This window comes from Cellulophaga baltica 18, assembly GCF_000468615.2.
GTDB classification, from domain to species: domain Bacteria; phylum Bacteroidota; class Bacteroidia; order Flavobacteriales; family Flavobacteriaceae; genus Cellulophaga; species Cellulophaga baltica.
Map to the genome: position 1 here is coordinate 268594 of NZ_CP009976.1, position 22551 is coordinate 291144.

A 22551-nucleotide genomic window follows, 5' to 3' on the forward strand; every position below is an offset into this window, starting at 1 on the left:
AAGTAATTTATAAAATGGAAATCAAAAACACAACCAAAATCTACAAACATGATAAATTGTCATAAGTAGAATTTGTATTTTTGCACTATGAATGAACCTCTTGCAGAGCGCGTACGCCCGAAGACATTAGAAGATTACATTAGTCAGCTTCATTTAGTTGGTGACAATGGCTCTCTTACGCATCAAATTAAAAAAGGAATAATTCCTTCTTTGATTCTTTGGGGCCCTCCTGGCACCGGTAAAACCACTTTGGCTAATATTATAGCTACAGAAAGCGGCAGACCTTTCTATACCTTAAGTGCTATAAATAGTGGTGTAAAAGATATTCGTGAGGTTATAGATAAAGCAAAACAGAGTGGTGGCTTATTCACAACCAAAAATCCGATACTATTTATTGATGAGATTCATAGGTTTAGCAAATCACAACAAGATTCCTTACTTGCTGCTGTAGAGAAAGGATGGGTAACCCTAATAGGTGCTACTACTGAAAATCCTAGTTTTGAAGTGATCCCTGCATTACTTTCTAGATGTCAAGTATACATTTTAAAAGAATTTGGGAAAGATGATTTAGTTGCTCTTTTAAAAAGAGCTATTGCTATAGATAAGCATTTAAAATCTAAAAACATACATCTAAAAGAAACCGATGCCCTATTGCGTTTATCGGGTGGAGACGGCAGAAAGCTTTTGAATATCTTTGAGCTTGTTATCAACTCTGAAAGCGGAGACACTATAGAAGTAACCAATGACTTGGTACTACAAAAGGTGCAAAAAAATACCGTGCGCTATGATAAAACCGGCGAGCAACATTATGATATTATTTCGGCGTTCATTAAATCTATCCGAGGTAGTGACCCTAATGCCGCAGTATATTGGTTAGCAAGAATGATTGAAGGTGGCGAAGATGTTAAATTCATTGCACGTAGAATGCTCATCGCGGCTTCTGAAGATATTGGATTGGCTAATCCTACTGCACTTGTAATGGCTAACACTACATTCCAAGCAGTAACCACCATAGGTTATCCTGAAGCACGAATAATCTTAAGTCAATGTGCAATTTACCTAGCTACATCACCAAAAAGTAATGGAAGTTACATGGCCATCAATAGAGCACTTAAAACAGTGACAGATACCGGTGATCTGTCTGTGCCTATAGCCTTAAGAAATGCTCCAACAAAATTGATGAAAGATATAGGTTACGGTGCGGAATATAAATATGCACACGACTATCAGAATAATTTTGTTGAAGCAGAATTTTTACCTGATGATATTTCAGGAACGTCTTTTTATAAGCCAAATAACAATCAGCGTGAAAATGCTATAAAGGAGTTTCTTAAAAATAGGTGGAAAGATAAATATTCCATCTAAAATTTAATATTTAAGGCCTTTACTTTCAATATATCACCGTCATAAAACTCAAAGTACCAAGCGCCGTCTTTTGTGTACACCAAACCTTTGGTTCCTGAAATCTCTTCTCCTAAAAAGATATTAGCCTGAGATGTCTTAAACATTTTCATAACTATTTTTGGAGAGCTATCTACCAATTGATAGCCATTCAAAATATCTTGGGCATATAAGCCGCCGTTGGAAGTTGCTACTTTATTTGCTTCCAGTATTGGAGTTGCTTTTACTACCGATTTCTTTTGTACTTCCTCAGATGTCTCTACCACAGCAGTTGTAGTAGCCTCAGCAGGCGCTTGCTTAACCGCTGGTAAACTTTTTGCATCATTTTGATAGGACACCTTTACCGGTTCTGTTGTTGTTCCAGCATATGAATAGGTGTAGCTAGATAATGGCTTTAGGGCTGCTCTAATTGCTTCTGAGTAAGAGGCATTGTATTCTTTTTGCTTACTGGTACCTTCTATAGATTTGTAGATTTCTTTACCAGAACAATCTTCAAGAACTAAAGTAGTCTTGGTGGTAAACATATTAGAACCATCAATAAGCTTTGCATATAGGGCCACACACCTATTTAGATTCAACTCTGATGGTAAATCGTTACTATAAACAACATTCACATCACTTTCTGTAAGCAAAAATTTTACAAGTGTACTAGATTTATACTGGTTGGGACTTTTAAACGATTCAAATTGTGTAGGAACTACAACATATTTATAATCGTTAATTACTTCTTGTCCGTAGAAATTAGCACAAAATGCTAACATTAAAATGGGTACTATCTTTTTCATGAGGTCTCTTATTTCTTGCCCCAAGATATAATATTTAATCCAAATTGTACTGATGCATATTTGCTATTAGCCAAATTTGAATATCCGATCAGATTATCAGCCATTAAATACATATTTACAGGACCAGCTTGAAGACTAGCTCCTAGACCAATATTCGTATATGAAAACTTATCTATGGTGTACGTAGTTTTCAAACTCATTACATTGCCTAAGCGATGCTGATAAAATGCGCTTAATGCTGCTTGCGGCCCTCTTGGTCTATTAATGGCATACAATTGCGCGCCATAACTATTTTTATAAACGCGACCTCTATTGTTTCCACCGGAAGTACTGGTACAATAACAAGCCTCTTTTGATTCTATCTCTTTACCAAAATCTCGCCTTATAGATGTATAGAATTTTGTAGGCCTAAAAGTGATGTAATTATCACTACCCTCTTCATAAGGTACCAAATCTTCCAAATCATCCACAAAAGTTCTCCATTGGTCTTCTGTTGAATTAAGATCTTCTGGTAAACGAACCTCTAAACCTTCTGTACTCGCAAAACCTTTAACCGAATATGTTCTGACATCTTTGCTGTGATAAATAAAACCTACATCTATTAAACTACCTGTAAAGACCGTTCTTTCATCAATATTATAGGTAAAGCCTAAATCAAAACCAACACCCAAATTACCTCCTAGTAATGCTCTTTTCCCTAAAACACTAGAAATAGCAGCACCATTAGCTTGCGAGTCATCATCTATAATATCTTTTAACTCAAATACACCAGAAGTTTTAATTTCAACATCGGCTTCAAGCGTACTTTCTAATAAGTTATCATCTCCTTGTGTCGTGACAAAATAGCCTTTGTTCTTTGTAGACGTAAAATTTAGTAAACTAGAATAGACCTTAGCACGGAACCCCATGGTTAACTCATTAGAAATCTTTTTATTGATTCCGAAATGGTAAACATTCAAAATTTCGCCTCTAGTTTTAAGGTGGTTTAAATCAAACTTTTTATTTAAATTATTGGTATTTCCTTCATAAGCTAATAAGGCGTAATCCTTAAAGAAATAGCCAATAGCATCTCCTTCATTATAAGCACCAAAAGAATAAAAGATATCTTCATTATTTTTACTTCTAAAGCCAATGTTTAGCAATTCTACTTGGTAGGTACCACTTAGTTCATCACTAAAATCCATTCCATAAATGACCTTTTCTCTAAATTTAGTATTAAAATCTATGCCATCATTTGCAAAAAGATCGTTAGACTTTAAACCGCTACTCCCCGCTTGAAAAGAAAAGCCTGAAATTAATGGAACTCCTGCATACCACTTAAAAGAGGTCTTCATCCCTGGGTTTAATAATAGCGCTTGAGGCACTTCATTAAAATCATAAAGCAACTGTTTGTTTTGACTGTTCACAAAGAAACAACCAAATAATAGCACTATAATAAATATGTTTCTTAATCTCATTCTATAACCCTCAACTTAAAACTAGCGCTAGATCTAAAAATTAGTTTAGGATCAGGAAGAGATGATACACTTGTACTCCCGCTATTATTTGTAAAAATAACTTGTAAACTTGATGTGCTCTTTATAATATCTATGCTTTTGCCTGCGGCTGTACCATAAAATATTTCTTCATCAATAATATCTATTGGTGGCGCTTCTGCTGTAGAAAAGTTCAGGACATCTAACGGAGAGCCCGCTTCATTCAAAAATATTACGCGAATATCTAGCTGTTTGCTAGTGCTATTTTCTATTTGAAATGTTAGGGATCCTGATATAACTCTATCCGAAAATAGTTCTGAATTAAAGCCATCAAAATTTATATTCTGTGATATTACTGGAGAAGCATTAATCAAATCTTCTGTAGACTCAAGATAAAGCACGGGACCAGTAGCATCTGTGATTACATCTAAATCTCTTGCTTGGTCAAAATCTTGCTCATCAGAACAAGCGCTGACCACTACCAAAAGTAAGAGTGGTATGAATAAATAGTTTATGATTTTTTTCATTGCAATTATTTCAATTCTAATATAGAGTGTCGATTAGAATTAATTAGTGTCTACAGCTTAGCAACGTCATAAGTACAATTTTATTTCACTTAAATCAGTAATCATATCACAATATTCGTGCTTTTGCTCATTATGTGCGTTAAAATGCAGGGCATTTAAACCTGCTGCTTGCGCGCCAAGTATATCTGCCTCAAGGCTATCACCAATCATAAGTGCCTTTTCCGCTGGCACATTTGCCATCTCTAAAGCTAAGTTAAAGATGATAGGATTGGGCTTTTTAACACCTGCCATTTCCGAATTTATAACCTGATGGAAATACGGTGCTATGTTAGAATTTCTAATCTTTTTATTTTGCACCTCTTGAAATCCATTGGTGATGATGTGTAAATTATACTTAGGTTTCAAATAGTCTAAAATAGCAATAGCATTAGGGAACAAATGATTATAGGTAGCTAAGTTATCTATATAAGCGTCAGACAAACTATTTATTACAGCATCACTAACCTCAAGACCTAAAGTGTCAAAGGTAGTTTTCAAACGCTGATACCTCAGCGCTGTTTTTGATATCTTCTCCTCCCGGAACAAACGCCAAAAGACAAGATTATTAGGTACATATACTTCTAGAAAATCTTCTAATGAAACAGGCACATCATGCGTCACCAATATTTTTTCAAAAGTGAGTGCAGAATTTTTTTCAAAATCCCAAAGGGTATGATCTAAATCAAAAAAAACATCCGTAACAATATTTTTAAACATGGTATTTTTTTACTACAAATTCATATAATTCCTTCCAGGATACTTTAGCTTTCTCTCCGAATAATTCATTAGAAAAAACAGTAATAAAGCCACCATTTACTTTTTTAACTTGTGCATAAACACGATCCAATTTCTGTGTTATCTCTTCTAAAGAAGCATATTTTACAAAGGTATAATCATGTACGGCAAATGGATGAATTTTAATAGGTTGCTGTACTTCTAAATTGATATCGTATAGATAAAAAGGTGTGCACGTACTTGCCCTAAATCCTATCTCGTGAGTATACCCCATCGTAAAATCATCTGTAAACTCTGCCTCTACCAGCCTTCTATACGTGGCCGGCACATCTACCCTATTGTATCTTAATCTAGAAGAGTTTATAGGTCTATTGATAACGTTAGACAAGTTTTTCTTTTCTTCTTTCAATAACTCTGTATCATTAAAAGAACCATAAGAAGCACATAAGGATACTGTACTATAATCTGAAATAGACTTGATTAAAAATTTGAATTTATTATTATTAACCGATATGTTTTTATCAAAAGTAGAATACTCCGCGAATTGAAAAAAGAACATGCAAAGAACCTTGTACTTTTTATGAAGTTCTATAAGCCAGTCATAATTATTATACGGATCTTTTTCTGGACGAAACCAAACTGAGACCCTTTCTGCCACGCGTCTAAATTTAAGAGAAGAAATATCTAAAAGCAAACCTGCTAAACTTCTAACAATACCTTTATGAGAATAGCAATGAGAAGAGCTTACATCTATGATCGATGTAAATTTATAGGCGCTCTTTTTAGATTCTAATTCCGGAAAGCGTTCTTGTAATTTTTCTAATAATTTATATGCCCATAAATCTACCACAGGTAATTCTAGAAAATCATTCTTAAAAGCTAAACTCTCTTGTGGAGGAAACCTATTATGTATATCTTTTACATGCGGAAGGTACTCTTCATACCTACTCAACAAATAAAAACTAGCAGAAAATACATCAAATGGTAAGTTACTGCGTTCACCTGCAGCAAAAAAACAAGGAATTCCTTCCCAATCCTGTACTTTTATTTGAAGATCATTAATCCCTTGTTCAAACAAAAGATCATTACTCCTAATGAAAAATTCATTTTGTAAGGGTAATTTGGTATAGGTAATTTTTGGTCCTGAATGTTTAATAAAATCTTCTACTTTGGCCGTAAAACTAATTTCTACATTTAAAATACGGTCAAATATTTGCTTCATTACGAAACTAAATCTTGGAGTAATTTTATGAGTGTAAATTAGAAGCATAGGTATTCTCTTGTCAGAATATTAATTAAAAAAAATAGTCATTAAAGAATATTTTCATCTGCAAAGCTAAAATATTCTGATTGAGTGATGATCAAATGGTCTAAAACTTTTATATCTAGTCCTTCTGCAGCATTTTTTATTTTCTGAGTGATCTGTTTATCGGCCATGCTAGGGTTTAGCGTTCCAGAGGGGTGATTATGTGCTAAAATAATAGCAACAGCACTAAATTCTAGTGCCTCTTTCATTATTAACCGTACATCTACTAAGGTTCCTGTAATACTCCCCTTGCTCTGCTGAGAGCAATGCAACACTTTATTGGAATTATTAAGAAAAACTACCCAAAATTCTTCGTGTGGTAAGTCTCCCATTTTAGGTTGTAGTAATTCAAAAACACTTTTACTATTTGTAATTTTAGTGATTTTATGTGCATCTTCTCCCCTTCTACGCCTTCCTATTTCTAATGCTGCCGTAATACTCACTGCTTTTGCCTCGCCAATACCTTTAAACTGCATTAGCTTTTTTACCGATAATTTTCCTAACTCATTGATGTTGTTGTTTACCGATGCTAGAATTCTCTTAGAGAGTTCAACAGCACTTTCATTTCTGCTACCTGAACCAATTAAAATAGCAATAAGCTCAGCGTCTGAAAGGGCTGTTTTTCCTTTTGAAATTAGTTTCTCTCTAGGCTTATCATCATCTGCCCAATCTTTTATGGAAAGTGAGGTAGAATTTTCTTGCATTCGTTAAAGATAAGCAACTAATTATTTTATCGTAAATTTCACTTAAATATAAACCGAACTATAATGAAATCTATATTTGATGAAACTACGAAAAATGAGCTTGAAGAGCGTATTGCACTATTGAATGAAAACTCTGAACGCAAATGGGGTAAAATGACGGTAGGACAAATGGCTTGGCATTGCCAATATCCCTTAAAACTAGCCATTGAGAACAAACCTACTTCTAAAAAAGGAAATCTTCTAGTACAGCTATTTTTTAAAAAATCTATGTATAATGATAAAGTTTGGCGAAAAAATTTACCCACTGCTCCACAATTAAAAGCAAAAGAGCCTAAAAACTTTGATGATGAAGTAAAAGTTTTGCAGCAACTAATGCACGATACACATCAATTAAAAAATAGAGAAGAATGGAATCCACATCCATTTTTTGGTCGGTTCACCAAAGAACAATGGGGCCAAATGCAATACAAGCATTTAGATCATCATTTGACCCAATTCAGCGTATAATTAGTTATGCTCTAAATGATTCTTAAACGCTACTAAATCCAAGCCTCCGTAATTACCAGAACTCATAAATAATACTACGGTATTATTATAGTCTTGTGCATAAACATACGCTTTAAATGCTGAAGCATCTGTCATAATCGTTAAATCATCTCTCTGAAAAGCTTCAGAAATTTGATCTGCTGTCACAGGATTTAATTTTTTAATAGCTACAGATTCCGGTAGGTAAAAAACAACTGGCGTATCTGCAGGATTTAATGCCCCTTTATATTCTTTTAAAAACTCAGGATTAAAACTACTATAGGTGTGTAATTCTAAAAAAGCAATTAATTTTTTATCAGGATATTGTTCTTTTACGGCTTTGGTCGTTGCCGCTACTTTACTTGGAGAATGGGCAAAATCTTTATAAACAATACACGTAGGGCTCTCTGCTATTTTTTCTAATCTTTTTGAAGCCCCCTTAAAGGTCCCTATTGCTTCATAGAAATCATCTTCATCAATACCCATATTTTGACAAATCCACTTAGCTCCTGCCAAATTACTCAAATTGTGTTTTCCAAAAACCTCTATAGGCATAGGACCCTCTGGAGTGTCTAATAATGTTTGTCCGTTTTCCACACTATATTCAGGAGTGTGGTACGGTAATTTACGAATGGCATTTTCTGAAGCTTCTACCACTTTAACAACATTTTCGTCCTCCGCATTATACGTAATACTCCCTCCTTTTACAATGCTATCTACAAAAATCTGGAATTGCTCAACATACGTATCAAACGTAGGAAACACATTAATATGGTCCCAAGCAATTCCGCTTAATAACGCAATATTAGGTTTGTATAAATGAAATTTTGGGCGTCTATCTATTGGTGAAGACAAATACTCATCGCCCTCTAAAATGATAAAATCGTTCTCTTCCGTCAAATGCACCATACGATCAAAACCATCTAATTGTGCCCCTACCATATAATCTACATCACGATTATGATAATTTAGCACATGTAATATCATAGAGGTGATTGTTGTTTTCCCATGACTACCGCCAATTACAACTCTTGTTTTATTTTTTGACTGTTCATACAAAAACTCAGGATATGAAAAAATTTCTAGTCCTAATTCCTGCGCTTTTAGTAACTCCGGATTATCTGCCTTGGCATGCATGCCTAAAATTACAGCATCAAGGTTTGAGGTGATCTTCTCTGAAAACCAACCAAAGGTTTTTGGCAACAACCCTTCTGCTGCTAAACGGGTCTTAGAAGGTTCAAAGATAACGTCATCACTACCGGTTACTATATATCCTTTATGGTTTAATGCTAATGCAAGATTATGCATGGCGCTACCGCCGATAGCAATAAAATGTATATTCATGAAAGTAAAATTATGCGGTAAAGATAGGAATAGCAATCGCTATTTTCAAACCCGATTCTATATAAGATTAGGATATATATGTCCGTTTAAATTGAAAATTTTCTAGTTTAAATGTCACTTAAACGGTATTTAGTAGACTATTTCTTACATTTTCACAACAATAATGGCCATTCTTTAACAAGTATCAGATATTTTTGATGTTCACAACCTAACCACCGTTTATGACCAATCAAAACAAAATGGATCGTATTCCATTTTTTTTATTGTTTATTATTTTTTTTGGAGTGCATTATTTTTCTCAAGCCCAAACAGGCTGTGCAGGATCTGATGCTTTACTAACAATTTGCAATAAAGACCAAGATCTATCGCTTCAAAATTTCGATTTATTTGATGCCCTGAATGACACACCACTTACCGGAGGTATTTGGTCTACTTCAAATCCGGCAAATTTTTACGCTTTTGATAGAACTACAGGAATTGTAAACCTTTGGAAAATTTTAAATTCGGGTACCCATACTTTTACGTATACCAATGATGCTTGTGGTGAATCTGCCAATGTTACTATTAACTTAGGAGGCTATTCAGGAGAAGATAACATAGATGGTAGCGCCAATGCCTGTAGCAATGAAATAGAAGTAAATATGCATCGCTTCTTAGGAAGTGAAGTTGCAGACAAAATTCAAGATTTTAATGGACTATGGGAAGCGGTAACTCCTGAGGCCGTAAACTTTTTAGAACGAAATATTTTCAATGCTTTTGGAGCGGGTCCTGGAGTATATGAATTTACATATACCGTAGCTGCTGTAGCTACTTGTCCGTCAGAGCAATCTACCGTTATCTTAGAAGTACACCCTTCACCTAACCCAGGAACAGGATTAGCACTAGCTGTTTGCGTCACTGATGATTTATCGGCCTATAGAAATTTAAACTTAAACAGTTATCTCGCTGCAGAAGATGCTAACGGAACTTGGTCTGAATCTGGTACAGGTCAACTAACAGATCTTTCTGATAATACCATAAATGTAGAGGAGATCAGAGATAATTTTGGATATGGGATCTATAATTTCAATTACACCGTTTATCCTACGCACCCTGTATGTGACGAACAATTTTCTACAGTAGCAATTAGCATCCTTCCCACCTTATCTGGTAGCTTAGAAAGCCTTAACTATTGTATGGGCAGCCCGTATACCATCGATATTACTTATGATAGTACGCTTCTACCCAATGGCAGATATCAAATGGGATATCTCGTAGACCCCGCTGATGGCCTCGTAAGAGCCGAAGACGTAATTATCACCCTAACTAATGGCGTAGGAAGCTTTGATGTAAATCCTTCGCTTGTTTCTACCAATGTATATAATACCGTAAGCATTAGCTCCATTACGGGCTTTTTACCCTTGCGCAGTGTTTGTACTACTATTGATGTTTCGGAGACCACCTTTCTTGTTTCTAATTCGCAAATACAAATTGCAGAAGCTTGCCAAGACACCACTATTCCTGTGCAAATTTTAAATATTCTTGACACTACAGCGAGCTTAACCAATAGTCCGCATACCATCACGTATACGCTTACAGCTCCCGATGGCGGAACAACTACAGAAACCATAGAAAACCTAGCTTTTTCTGCAGGGGCTGCTACTTTTGAAATTGCTGCTGAGCATGCAGGTCAGGATGGAGAACATGAAGTAATAGTCACTATTGATAATGTCCTAGATGTCACCTGTAATTTACAAACCTTATTTAATGTGATTGCCACTCCAGATGCAATTACACTAACCTTACAGGTAGATAATTCTTGTAATGCTACAGAAATAAATGTGCTGGTAGCTGCTCCTATTTTACCTGATGGCATTTATAATGTTACCTATGATGTAATTGAACAAAACACAGGTGCAGTTGTTATTAATAATACCATTGCCTTTGCTGGTGGAACAGCTGATTATCAAGTTGATGTTGCACCATTGGAGCAAGGTAATTATACCATAAGCGTACGAAGCATTCAAAATGATACTACGCCTTGTAGAACTATTTTTGAGTATGAAGAAACAGAAAATTTTGCCATAAAAGGCATACCAGATATCCCTATAGGAGAAAGCAATCAAACTTTTTGTCTAAGCGAATACGATACCAACGGCCCTACGCTAGAGGACCTTGCTTTTACCGCCTCTAGAGACCCTTTATTTTATGCTACGGAAACAAGTACTGATATTCTTAGTATTAGCACCCCACTGGCTCACAATGTCGCTTATTTTATAAGTACTATTAATAATGAAAATAATTGTGAAGGCACACAAAGACTACGAGTTTTAGTATCACTTACAGCACCAATAACCCCTACAACCAGCAATGCTACTCCATTTTTCTGTGGAGGAGATGCCGCAACCCTAGCTTCTGTAGATATTACCTTTAGTGAAACAACAATTGTTTGGTTTGACGCCCCTGTAAATGGAAATTTATTGCCAGCTACTACGCTTTTAGAAGATGGCGTATCTTATTACGCGGCATCAGAGAATAGCCAAGGCTGTAGAAGCAGTGAACGACTGCTACTAACTCCAACCGTTTTTACGGTTACACCACTTACTTTGGCTAGTACTGAATTTGACATTTGTGGCCTAGACGAGCCTACCATTTCAGATTTAAACAACTTAGCGGCTTTTGAAAACTACGAGATTAGATGGTATGACTCTTTGGAAAGCACGTCTGCTATAAGTGAAACTGCGCTGCTAATACCATATACGATGTACTATGCCGAAAATTACAATGAAGATACCGGATGTATAGCTCCAAATAGAACAGCCATTACCATAGATTTATCGGCATGTAATCCTGAAGATTATGACTTCTTTATTCCTGACGGGTTCTCACCTAATGGTGATGCTAGAAACGACCGTTATTTTATACCCAATATTGAAAAAATATTTCCGGCGTTTCAGTTAGAAATAAAAAATAGGTATGGCAGAACTCTTTTCATGGGGAATATTCAAAACCCTGCATGGGACGGTACCATTAAAGGGAATAGTATCGCGCCAAACGGAGTATATTTTTACATCATACATTATAACAAAGAAGGTTTTGAGCCTAAACAAGGGAGGTTATACCTCAACCGATAAGCTATGCCAAATACCATTATAACCTTCAAAACCATTAGCATGAAAAAATACTCCTTATATCTACTCTTACTGATACCCTTTTTAGGGATGAGTCAGCAAGATCCTCAATACACCCAATACATGTATAACATGAGTGTTATTAACCCTGCCTATACTACTAATGATACAGGCTTAATTAATTTTGGGACCTTATACAGATCACAATGGAACTCTGTTGTCGGGGCACCTAAAACACTCACATTTTTTGCTCATGCTGCTTTATCAGAAAAAATAGAAACAGGTATCTCATTTATATCTGATGATATTGGGGATGGTGCTGCCAAAGAAAATAATATCTATGCAGATTTTGCGTACAGCCTTAAACTCAATGAAAAAAGTGATCTTTCGCTAGGTTTAAAAGCAGGAATTACCAATTATGCCACAAATTTTAATGGGTTTAGACTTCCTGAACTACAAGACGATGCGGCCTTTAATGACAATATAAACAGTACATTTCCTAATATTGGTATAGGTGCTTTTTACCATAAAGATAAATTTTACTCGGGTATTTCTATTCCCAATCTACTGCACTCTAAACATATAGATAACAAAGATGGTATTAGTACTATCGGATCAGAAGAGGCGCATATTTTTATTACCGCAGGGTATGTATATGAACTTAACCCTTCTATAAAAATTAAACCATCAACCTTACTAAAAGCTGTAAATAACACGCCGCTGTCTGTAGATTTTTCTGTTAACGCGCTATTTAACGATACGTTGGAAGCTGGCCTAGCGTATCGCTTAGACGATGCTGTTAGTGCCATGTTTAACATTCAAATATTATCAGGCGTTAGAGCTGGTTACGCTTATGATTACACTTTATCAAATCTAGGAGAATTTAGTTCTGGATCTCATGAAATTTTCATTCTATTTAATTTGGACCTATTAGGCTTGAAAAAAGGCTATGATAAATCCCCTAGATTTTACTAAAAAGCTATGAAAAAAACGACACTACTTTTAGTAATTATAGTATTCTTCAATATATTTTCAGCTTCCGCTCAAGATCAATTGAAACGTGCTAATACTTATTTTGACCGAGCTTTTTATAGTGAAGCTATTCCGCTATACGAAGAAATTGCCGCTACAAATAAAAGCGCTACCGTTATAAAAAATCTTGCCGACAGCTATTACAATACCTATCAAATGCCACAAGCAGCAAAATGGTATGCCTATCTGACTTCAATTTATGGCGAGACACTCCATGAAACCTACTTTTTTAAATACAGCGAATCTTTAAAAGCTACAGACGAACTAAACAAATCTTTTGACGTATTAATAGAATACTACCAAGCAAAAGAAAACGCGGAGCAAGTAGCTAAATTAAAGTCAGATTTTAACTATTTAGAAAATATACAAGCTATTGGAGCCCGATTTTCAATTGAAAATTTAGCATTAAACACTACAAACTCTGAATTTGGAGCAGTACCAGTAGATGACCAAATTGTTTATACAGCATCGAAAAAAAAGGCGGCAAAAATTTACCGATGGAATAATCAGAACTATTTGGACTTATACCAACATTCTGTAAGTGAATTAATGTATGGCGATAGCATTAGTACAAGTTTTTCTACTGCCATAAATACCAAAATGCATGAAGGCACCTTTGCCTTCACTAAAGATAGAAACACGCTCTATTTTACACGTAATAACTTTATTAAAGGGAAAAAGAAAACAGATGCTAAAAAAGTATCTAACCTAAAAATATACCGTGCTACACGCATAGATAGTGTATGGACCAATATTACAGCGCTACCTTTTAATAGCGATGATTTTTCTAATGAACACCCAAGTCTTAGTAGTGATGAGAAAACCTTGTATTTTGCTTCAGACAGAAGTGGTGGTTTTGGTTCCTTTGATATTTATAAAGTACATATTCAAGAAAATGATGTTTATACGGAACCCGAGAACCTTGGAAGTTTAATTAATACGGACAAAAAAGAACAGTTTCCTTTTGTCGATCAAAATGATAACCTATACTTTTCTTCAAACGGACATCCAGGATTTGGCCTACTAGATATTTTTATCGCAAAAAAAGACACCAATCAATTTCAGAAACCAGACAATATTGGGTATCCTGTGAATAGTAGTTATGATGATTTTAGCTATTTTCAAAACGAAAATAAAGGCTTCTTTGCCTCCAACAGACCAGAAGGAAAAGGTAGCGATGACATCTATTCCTTTACCATTACAAAACCTTTAAAAATTGAAGCTTGTGCGCAAGTTATTACTGGAGTGGTGACAGACAGAACTACCAAACAACTACTCCCTTTTAGTACGGTACGCCTTCTTGATATTGATCATCATGAAATAGCCAAGATAATTACCAAAGAAGATGCTTCTTTTTCATTTGCAGTAAACTGCGAGGAGCAGTATCGCATTGAAGCTAAAAAAGTGCAGTACGAAGATAATTTTAAAGTGCTAAGAACTACCAAAGAGCGAAACGCGAAAATTGATGCTTCGTTAACCTTATATGCTACTGCTGAAAAAGAGAAAGTAGCCCGTATTGCTCTTCAAGAAAAAGAGAAGCAAGCGCTAGAAAAAGCAAAAACAGCACAGAAGAAAAAATTAAAAGAAGAAAAAGAAGCTGCTGAAGCTTTAGCTGCGCAAGAGAAACAACATAAAGAAAAGGCAGAGAAAGAGAAGGCTGAGAATATTATCAAAACCATCAATACAGAAAAGGCAATCGTCAAAGAAAAAAATAGAACCGTTATTAAAACGGAAGCTATAAACTTTGATTACAGCATGTGGTACTTGCGTAGGGAAACCAGAGAACGTTTAGAAACTGTGGTAGCGACTATGAAAAATAATCCAAGTATCACCATTGAGATTGGTTCGCATACAGACCGCCGTGGAAATAACAATTATAATAAAGAACTGTCTCAAAAAAGAGCCAATAGTGTAAAAATATATTTACTAGAAAAAGGAATTGCAGCAGAAAGAATCATTGCAAAAGGCTACGGAGAATCACAACCTATTATAGCATGTGCTACAGATGATGCTTGTTCTGAAGAAGAGCATGAATTAAATAGAAGGTGTGAATTTGTAATCGTAAAATGGGAATAAAAAGGCGCTCTATTTGAAATTATAATCGATTGTTTCTTTTATCTTTAAGGTAAATTTTAAAGCAATGGATATAAAGTTAGCTGAAATTCCTACCAAAGAGATTATTCCCGGTTATCACGGTAAATTGGTCCATACTAAAAATATGAGCTTGGCTTTTTGGGAGGTAGAAAAAGGGGCTATAGTTCCTGAACACTCTCATTTAAATGAGCAAGTAATGCAGGTTTTAGAAGGCGAATTTGAGTTTACCCTCAACGGCAAGACTAAAGTATATACTCCCGGGGAATTAGTCGTAATTGGCTCTTATATTCCACATAGTGGCAAAGCTTTAACCGCTTGCAAATTAATGGATGTATTTAGTCCCACTAGAGAAGAGTATAAGTAAACCCCTGAACTCCCAAAAGGGAGAAACCCCTAAAACCGTAATACATGAATATTTCCCTAAAAGGTAAAAAAGCCCTCATTGGGGGCAGTAGTGATGGCATTGGTAAAGCAATAGCAATACAACTTGCGGCGAGTGGCGCCAGTGTAACTTTGGTTTCTAGAAGCGAAGCTAAATTAAAAAACATTATTGCCAATCTTCCTACAGCAGAAGGGCAAACACATCAATACCTGCTTGTAGATTATACTGATTTTGAAGCCTACGCACTTCAACTAGAAAGCTATTTTAACAGCAATACTATAGATATTCTGGTGAATAATACCCAAGGCCCTAGCGCAGGAAATACCTTGGAAAAGAATATAACAGATTATCAGGCTGCTTTTGATCTTCTGTTTAAAACCACAGTATTCACGACAGAGCTTGCGCTAAAAAACATGATGAATAATAAATGGGGACGCATCATTAACATTGCTTCCGTTTCAGTAAAAGAACCCCTCTCCTATTTGGCACTTTCTAATACCATTAGAGCCGCTGTGGTTACCTGGGGAAAATCTTTAGCGACAGATGTTGGTCCTTATCAAATAACGGTTAATAATATTTTAACGGGCTATTTTGACACCAACCGCATTGCACAACTGAATGCCACAAAAGCAAAACAATTAAAAATTTCAGAGGAAGAAGTACGCAACCAAATGGAGGCAAAGGTATCTCTTCTACGAATTGGAAAACCAGAAGAATATGGCTATTTGGTTGCTTTTCTAGCATCAGACAATGCGGCCTATATTACAGGAACTTCCATTCCCATTGATGGCGGTTTGTTAAAATCACTATAAGTTAAAACGCATACTGGAATTTTAATTGTTTACGTTTTAATAACCTTAACTCACTGAAAGCAGGGTTTCACTCAACGCTTATTGTACCTAAATTTACCAAGTGGCATATTTGCCATTCAACATTCATATTATGAAACAAGCAACAGTATTTGTATTGATTATTTTATTCTCACATATGGCAGAAGCGCAAGGGAACAAAGATTCGTTTGAAACGCTTTGGAAAAAGGTAGCACAATTAGAACAAGAGGGACTTACGAAATCTGCTCTTAGTGTAGTTAGTTCTATTTCCGAAAAGGCCAAGAAAGAAAGCAATAATGCTCAAGTGGTTAAATCGCTTTTATTTTCAAGCAAATATTCATTAACCTTAGAGGAAGATGCGCAACTAAAAATTATCTCGGAGTTTAAATCTGAAATTGAAAAAGCAACAACGCCTACTAAAAACATACTAGAAAGCTATTTAGCTAACCTCTACTGGCAGTATTACCAACAAAACAGGTATCAATTTTACAACCGTACAGAAACCGAAGCGAAAGTAGATACTACAGATTTTAGAACTTGGGATTTAAATACCCTATTTTATGAGATAGCAATTCATTTTGACGCTTCCTTAGAGAATAACGAAGCGCTCAAAGAAATTCCTGTATCCGAGTTTGAAGTACTCTTAAACTCTCAAGACGGTTCAGAAAAACTTAGACCTACGTTATACGATCTGTTAGCGCATACTGCCTTAAATTTTTATAAGACCGATGAAAATAGCATTACAAGACCTGCCGATAAATTTGAAATAGATGATTCTGAGGTTTTATGTGAAAGCTATCAATTTATACATCATAAAATAAGTACTACTGATAAAACTTCACTGCAAGCAAAGGCATTGCAACTATATCAAGAGTTATTACAGTTTCATAGCACTGATAAAACATCAGATGCCTATGTTACTATTGATATTGAACGCCTTCACTTCATAAAGAATAATGCTGTTTTCTCAAATGTTGGTGACTTTTACCTGAACATTTTACAGAATTCTGCTGAAAATATTAAAGACCATGAGAATTGGAGTTTATATCAATATGAAATTGCTGCCTACTATGCTGAGTTAGCCAACACGTACCACGCCAAAACAAATGATGAACACCGCTGGAAAAATAAAGAGGCTTTAGCATTGTGTGATATACTTATAAAAAAGTATCCAAAAAACTTAGGTGCCCTTAAAAGTCAAAATCTTAAAACAACCATTCTTAGCAAGCGTATACATTTAACCAATGAAGAATATATTCCTACAAATAAAACCTCTCGTCTATTAATTAATTATAAGAATATTGATGCCTTATCCGTAACCGCGTATAAAATAGATCGGGATCAGTTTCAGGCACTCGAAGATGCTTATAAAATTGAAGAAAAAGTAGCGATTATAAAAAAATTGAAGGCCGTTAAGAATTGGGAGGCGAGTCTTAAAAATGAAAACGACTACCAAAATCATGCTATAGAAATAGAAATTCCGACTTTGGCAAATGGCTATTACTTACTAGTGGCAAAGGATAATAAACTCGACCAAAATTCTTTTGCGTATAGCGCATTAAACGTGACCGATCTAGTGCTTAGCGAGAATCAATTGAACGGAAACAATAGTTTTCAAGTAATTGACAGAAACAACGGCGCACCTATTTCTAATGCACAAGTACGTTTTACGTACCGAATTAATTATGATAACAAATACCTTAATAAAACATATACTTCTGATGAAAACGGAAATATAACCTTTGAAAAATCTAAGGACTATTGGACAGATGTACGTATAAAAGTTACGGCAGATAATGAGGTTGCTTATTTTACCGGATTTTACATTAATCATAATTACTCTAGAAATAATGAAAAGCATACCTCTTACTCTACTTTTCTTTTCACTGATAGAAGTATTTATAGACCAGGACAACCTTTATTTTTTAAAGGAATAGCTGTAGCAGATTCTGACTCGGAAAAATCTATTGTTGCAGCCACAGACGTTACGGTTAAATTGCTTGATGCAAATTACCAAGAAGTAAGTAGCCAGAATTTTAAAACCAATGAGTACGGTTCTTTCTCTGGAGAATTTATTTTACCCGCTAACGGTTTAACAGGGAGTTTTAGTCTGCATACCAGTAATAGCACATATGGATTAAATGGTAGTACTAACTTTTCTGTAGAAGAATACAAACGTCCAAAATTTGAAGCACACTTTAACCCTATTACGGAAACGTATCGGGTAAATGATATGATTAAAGTACATGGAAATGCGATGGCCTATGCCGGAAGTGCTATTTCAGATGCCAAAGTTACCTATCGCGTAAAACGTGCTGTACATTATCCTAGATGGTATTACTGGTACCGTTCGTACCAGAACAATACGCCACAAGAAATAGCTTTTGGTGAAACCACTACAGATGCCTCTGGTAATTTTGAATTAGACTTTAAAGCTATTGTAGACCACAGTACTTCTGCAAAAAACTTACCTACGTTTAGTTATGAAGTAACGGCAGACATTACAGATATTAATGGCGAAACCCATAGTACCGCTACGACTGTGAATGTAGGGTACCATGCTTTAAATGCAACTATTGCTGTAGCTACTAGACTAGATAAAAATGCAAACGAAAATAAACTAGCCTTATATACCACTAATCTTAATGGCAAAACAGTGCCCTCTTCTGGGACCTTGAAGATCTATAAATTACAAGCACCATCTGCCGTATTAAGACCTAGACCATGGGCTGCGCCGGACTATGATTATTTTGGAAAAGAAAAATTTAAGTCATTATATCCACATGATGCTTATGCTAGTGAGTATGATTCCAATACATGGGAAAATGCAGACTTGCTATGGGAAACTCAATTCAATACGAGTAAAACAAATGAAATTAGTTTACCTAACCTCAAAAAATGGCAATCTGGGAAGTACCGCATAGAATTAGCTACTACTGATAAATTTGGTCAACTAGTAGAAGAAAAAGTACAAACTACAGTATATAGCTCTGATGATAAAAGCTTAGCAGATCAACAAATTTTTAGTATTGCTACAGACAAACCAAATTATGAAATTGGCGATAAGGCAAAAATTACCTTAAAAACTGCCGCCAAAGATTTGTATGTGACGCTTACCATTGAAAAAGAGTATAAGATAGTCGACACAAAAATTATTCATTTATCAGAAAATAAAAAATCATTTACAATACCCATCAATGCGGAAGATTTAGGTGGTTTTGCCATCAATTATTCCTATGCGGCATTTAATTCTTATGCATCAGGAAATCTTCTAGTTGCGGTACCTTATCCTGTAACCGATTTACAAATTGAAACCGTAACGTTTAGAGATAAGATAAAACCTGGTACTGATGAAACGTGGTCGTTTAAAATAAAAGGACCGAAAGGAGATAAAGTAGCCGCAGAACTTTTAGCAAGCATGTATGATGCCTCTCTAGATGCCTTTAGAGGTCACTCATGGGGTTTTAACCCACTATACAAAAATAGTTATTATGCCTACCAACGTAGTAATGCTAACCGTAGTTTTGGAATCAAATCTTTTAGGTCTTACTGGCAATTTGATACTAAGTACGTTTCTGTATCTCAGTATTACGATACCTTTAAATGGTTTGATTTAAACCTAGGATATAATAACCGTTCATCTGGTTATTTATCTCGGAAAATGATGAGTAAATCTGCTCCTGCTATGTCAGTCATGAGTGAGATGAGTGAGATGGAAGATAGCGCTGGAGTTGCAGAAATAGCCATGGAATCAAACGCTGCCCCAATAGAAAATAAAGAAAAAGATACTGTTCCTGGTCGTCCAAGCGCAGAACAGCCTGACTCCGAATTTGGAGAGGTACAAATTCGTAAAAACTTGCAAGAAACCGCCTTTTTCTTCCCACAATTACAAACAGATAAAGAAGGAAATGTTTCTTTTAGTTTTACCACACCAGAAGCATTAACACAATGGAAATTACAACTGCTTGCACATACTAAGAATCTAGAAACGGCCACAGCTCAATTTACTACGGTTACACAGAAAGAATTAATGGTACTGCCAAATGCTCCACGGTTTTTACGGGAAGGTGATCAAATCGTTGTGAGTTCTAAAATTTCTAATCTAACAGAGAAAAGTCTAACAGGGCAAGCAAAAATTGTCTTAATCGATGCCGTATCAAATGCTGATATTACTGCAGATATTACAAAAGATGCACAGCAAGAATTTTCAGTAGACGCAACGGGAAACACACAAGTATCTTGGACCATAACTGTTCCTGAAGGATTGCAAGCCGTGTCTTATAAAATTCTAGCAAAAGCAGGAGATTTTAGTGATGGAGAACAAAATATGTGGCCTGTACTTTCTAATAGAATGTTGGTCACAGAATCTGTACCTATGTGGGTAAGAAGCAACCAAACAAAAACTTTTAGCTTAGACAAATTAAAGAACAATACTTCCAAAACACTCCGTAATCATAAACTTACTTTAGAGATTACTTCAAACCCAGCCTGGTATGCGGTGCAAGCTTTGCCGTACTTAATGGAATACCCATATGAATGTAATGAACAAACATTTGCCCGTTATTATGCAAACACTTTAGCGAGTTACATTGCCAATAGCAATCCTAAAATTCAGGAGGTATTCAATCAATGGGCAAACGCGGATGCTTTGCTTAGTAATTTAGAAAAGAATGAAGAGTTAAAATCGCTCTTAATTCAAGAAACCCCTTGGTTACGTGATGCGCAATCAGAAACAGAGCAAAAGAAACGTATTGCATTGCTTTTTGATCTAAATAAAATGAGAGCATCTCAAGAAAACGCATTTAGCAAATTAGCACAAAATCAAATGTCTATTGGCGCGTGGTCTTGGTTTGCTGGCGGTCGTGAAAACAGATACATCACACAGCACATCATTACAGGTCTTGGGCATTTAAATAAGCTTATCATTTCTTCTGAAACAGAGAAAGAAAAAAGCACTATGATTAAAAAAGCAATCTCTTATTTAGACAATGCCTTTGTTGCTGAATATGAGTATATGAAAAATCACACCAAAGACATTAACAAAGATCATCTGAGTCATTCTCAAGTACAGTACCTCTACATGCGTTCGTTCTTTAGTGACATAAAAACTTCTAAAAAAGTTGATGAGGCTACCGCTTATTACAAAGGACAAATTCAGAACTATTGGAAAAATAGGAATCTGTATAGCAAAGGTATGTTGGCTTTAATTATGCACCGAATGGAAGATAAGGCTACTGCCACCAAAATAATACGCCACCTAGAAGAGAATAGTATTACTAGTGATGAATTAGGAATGTATTGGAAAGAAAATACCAATTCATGGTATTGGTACCAGGCGCCTATTGAAACTCAAGCCCTATTAATTGAAGCTTTTTCTGAAATCCAGAATGAAGTAACGACTATAGATAATTTAAAAATCTGGTTACTTAAAAACAAACAAACCAACCAGTGGAAAACTACAAAGGCAACTACAGAAGCTGTTTATGCGCTGTTACTACAAGGCAGTGATTGGTTAGCAGTAACCAATGCGGTAGAAGTGCTTGTTGGTGGCGAAAAAATAGCTCCGGAAAAATTAGAAGGTGTAAAAGTAGAAGCGGGTACTGGCTACTATAAAACTTCATGGAACAAGTCTGAAATAACACCGAAAATGGCCGAAGTTCAAATTAGCAAAAAAGGAGCTGGAATTGCTTGGGGTGCCCTTTACTGGCAATATTTTGAAGACCTCGATAAAATTACATCAGCAGAAACTCCCTTGAAATTAAAAAAGAAGTTGTTCTTAAAAAAGAATACAGCTACGGGAGAGAAGATTTCTGAAATTACAGCAAACACCAAATTAGCTGTGGGCGATTTAGTACGCGTACGTATTGAATTACGATCAGACCGGGATATGGAATTTATTCATATGAAAGATATGCGTGCCGCTGGTTTTGAACCCATCAATGTATTTTCTCAATACAAATGGCAAGATGGTTTAGGGTACTATGAAAGTACCAAAGATGCTAGCACCAATTTCTTTTTTGACTTTTTACCAAAAGGAGTGTATGTCTTTGAATATGATTTACGTGTAAATAATGCTGGAAATTTCAGTAATGGTATTACAACGATACAAAGTATGTACGCGCCTGAATTTAGCAGTCATAGTGAAGGCGTACGCGTAACAATTGATGCCAACTAATTAGGATGAAAAAATGTAAACTCACCAAAAAGGTGGGTTTACGCATTCAATAGCTGTGTAGCCTCATTGTTGGTTTTATAGGCTTTA

Annotated in this window: 15 protein-coding genes; 8 read left to right on the plus strand and 7 right to left on the minus strand. The window is 35.5% G+C overall.

The genetic code is table 11. The annotated features are described in order from the left end of the window. The first annotated feature begins 87 nt into the window (after nucleotides 1-87). Entirely contained in the window at nucleotides 88-1365 is a 1278-nt protein-coding gene (locus M666_RS01075) for a replication-associated recombination protein A (RefSeq protein WP_029445344.1), read from the plus strand. On the opposite strand, the gene M666_RS01080 is transcribed toward M666_RS01075, so the two are convergent. From M666_RS01080 to radC, 6 genes are all read right to left on the minus strand, one after another. Next, complete coding sequence (locus M666_RS01080; protein ID WP_151198009.1) at nucleotides 1362-2186, minus strand: hypothetical protein; 825 nt, start codon at nucleotides 2184-2186, stop codon at nucleotides 1362-1364. The genes M666_RS01075 and M666_RS01080 overlap by 4 nt on opposite strands. Before the next feature lie 8 nt (nucleotides 2187-2194). After that, nucleotides 2195-3643, minus strand: a complete 1449-nt coding sequence (locus tag M666_RS01085) for a DUF5723 family protein (RefSeq protein WP_029445342.1) — start codon at nucleotides 3641-3643, stop codon at nucleotides 2195-2197. Beyond that, nucleotides 3640-4188 carry a hypothetical protein gene (locus tag M666_RS01090; RefSeq protein WP_029445341.1) on the minus strand — a complete coding sequence of 183 codons (549 nt, stop codon included), beginning with the start codon at nucleotides 4186-4188 and terminating at the stop codon, nucleotides 3640-3642. The genes M666_RS01085 and M666_RS01090 overlap by 4 nt, the downstream gene beginning before the upstream one ends. 66 nt (nucleotides 4189-4254) lie before the next feature. Next, complete coding sequence (locus M666_RS01095) at nucleotides 4255-4944, minus strand: YjjG family noncanonical pyrimidine nucleotidase (protein ID WP_029445340.1); 690 nt, start codon at nucleotides 4942-4944, stop codon at nucleotides 4255-4257. Continuing rightward, nucleotides 4937-6232 (minus strand): polysaccharide deacetylase family protein, encoded by a 1296-nt coding sequence (locus M666_RS01100; RefSeq protein ID WP_024479337.1) that lies wholly within the window; start codon nucleotides 6230-6232, stop codon nucleotides 4937-4939. Before M666_RS01100 ends, M666_RS01095 begins: the two co-directional genes overlap by 8 nt. Before the next feature lie 41 nt (nucleotides 6233-6273). Further along, on the minus strand, nucleotides 6274-6972 hold the full coding sequence (radC, locus tag M666_RS01105) for a RadC family protein (protein WP_029445339.1): 699 nt from the start codon (nucleotides 6970-6972) through the stop codon (nucleotides 6274-6276). A gap of 63 nt (nucleotides 6973-7035) precedes the next feature. On the opposite strand from radC, the gene M666_RS01110 reads away from it, so the two are divergent. Beyond that, the gene (locus M666_RS01110) at nucleotides 7036-7479 is read left to right on the plus strand and encodes a DUF1569 domain-containing protein (protein ID WP_029445338.1); all 444 of its coding nucleotides are present in this window, start codon (nucleotides 7036-7038) and stop codon (nucleotides 7477-7479) included. Here M666_RS01110 and M666_RS01115 read toward each other — a convergent pair whose 3' ends face one another. Further along, nucleotides 7480-8841: a UDP-N-acetylmuramate--L-alanine ligase gene (locus tag M666_RS01115; RefSeq protein WP_029445337.1), complete on the minus strand. Its 1362-nt coding sequence runs from the start codon at nucleotides 8839-8841 to the stop codon at nucleotides 7480-7482. Nucleotides 8842-9062: 221 nt separating this feature from the next. Here M666_RS01115 and M666_RS01120 point away from each other — a divergent pair, with 221 nt between their 5' ends. The 6 genes from M666_RS01120 (at nucleotide 9063) to M666_RS01145 (ending at nucleotide 22464) form a co-directional block, all read left to right on the plus strand. Next, on the plus strand, nucleotides 9063-11954 hold the full coding sequence (locus tag M666_RS01120) for a T9SS type B sorting domain-containing protein (protein WP_029445336.1): 2892 nt from the start codon (nucleotides 9063-9065) through the stop codon (nucleotides 11952-11954). A 39-nt stretch (nucleotides 11955-11993) separates the two neighbouring features. Further along, nucleotides 11994-12926, plus strand: coding sequence for a PorP/SprF family type IX secretion system membrane protein (locus tag M666_RS01125; RefSeq protein WP_029445335.1), 933 nt, complete (start codon nucleotides 11994-11996; stop codon nucleotides 12924-12926). A gap of 6 nt (nucleotides 12927-12932) precedes the next feature. Beyond that, entirely contained in the window at nucleotides 12933-15059 is a 2127-nt protein-coding gene (locus tag M666_RS01130; protein ID WP_029445334.1) for an OmpA family protein, read from the plus strand. Between the two features lie 64 nt (nucleotides 15060-15123). Then, nucleotides 15124-15441 carry a cupin domain-containing protein gene (locus tag M666_RS01135; RefSeq protein ID WP_029445333.1) on the plus strand — a complete coding sequence of 106 codons (318 nt, stop codon included), beginning with the start codon at nucleotides 15124-15126 and terminating at the stop codon, nucleotides 15439-15441. Nucleotides 15442-15485: 44 nt separating this feature from the next. Next, entirely contained in the window at nucleotides 15486-16271 is a 786-nt protein-coding gene (locus M666_RS01140; RefSeq protein WP_029445332.1) for an SDR family oxidoreductase, read from the plus strand. A 130-nt stretch (nucleotides 16272-16401) separates the two neighbouring features. Beyond that, nucleotides 16402-22464, plus strand: a complete 6063-nt coding sequence (locus M666_RS01145) for an alpha-2-macroglobulin family protein (RefSeq protein ID WP_029445331.1) — start codon at nucleotides 16402-16404, stop codon at nucleotides 22462-22464. Nucleotides 22465-22551: the final 87 nt, after the last annotated feature.

What these genes read in the sequence shown, in the direction of transcription:
- M666_RS01085 (WP_029445342.1), bottom strand. Translation starts at nt 3,643, where the DNA reads ATGAGATTAAGAAACATATTTATTATAGTGCTATTATTTGGTTGTTTC.
- M666_RS01115 (WP_029445337.1), bottom strand. Translation starts at nt 8,841, where the DNA reads ATGAATATACATTTTATTGCTATCGGCGGTAGCGCCATGCATAATCTT.
- radC (WP_029445339.1), bottom strand. Translation starts at nt 6,972, where the DNA reads ATGCAAGAAAATTCTACCTCACTTTCCATAAAAGATTGGGCAGATGAT.
- M666_RS01075 (WP_029445344.1), top strand. Translation starts at nt 88, where the DNA reads ATGAATGAACCTCTTGCAGAGCGCGTACGCCCGAAGACATTAGAAGAT.
- M666_RS01100 (WP_024479337.1), bottom strand. Translation starts at nt 6,232, where the DNA reads ATGCTTCTAATTTACACTCATAAAATTACTCCAAGATTTAGTTTCGTA.
- M666_RS01110 (WP_029445338.1), top strand. Translation starts at nt 7,036, where the DNA reads ATGAAATCTATATTTGATGAAACTACGAAAAATGAGCTTGAAGAGCGT.
- M666_RS01145 (WP_029445331.1), top strand. Translation starts at nt 16,402, where the DNA reads ATGAAACAAGCAACAGTATTTGTATTGATTATTTTATTCTCACATATG.
- M666_RS01090 (WP_029445341.1), bottom strand. Translation starts at nt 4,188, where the DNA reads ATGAAAAAAATCATAAACTATTTATTCATACCACTCTTACTTTTGGTA.
- M666_RS01120 (WP_029445336.1), top strand. Translation starts at nt 9,063, where the DNA reads ATGACCAATCAAAACAAAATGGATCGTATTCCATTTTTTTTATTGTTT.
- M666_RS01125 (WP_029445335.1), top strand. Translation starts at nt 11,994, where the DNA reads ATGAAAAAATACTCCTTATATCTACTCTTACTGATACCCTTTTTAGGG.
- M666_RS01135 (WP_029445333.1), top strand. Translation starts at nt 15,124, where the DNA reads ATGGATATAAAGTTAGCTGAAATTCCTACCAAAGAGATTATTCCCGGT.
- M666_RS01080 (WP_151198009.1), bottom strand. Translation starts at nt 2,186, where the DNA reads ATGAAAAAGATAGTACCCATTTTAATGTTAGCATTTTGTGCTAATTTC.
- M666_RS01140 (WP_029445332.1), top strand. Translation starts at nt 15,486, where the DNA reads ATGAATATTTCCCTAAAAGGTAAAAAAGCCCTCATTGGGGGCAGTAGT.
- M666_RS01095 (WP_029445340.1), bottom strand. Translation starts at nt 4,944, where the DNA reads ATGTTTAAAAATATTGTTACGGATGTTTTTTTTGATTTAGATCATACC.
- M666_RS01130 (WP_029445334.1), top strand. Translation starts at nt 12,933, where the DNA reads ATGAAAAAAACGACACTACTTTTAGTAATTATAGTATTCTTCAATATA.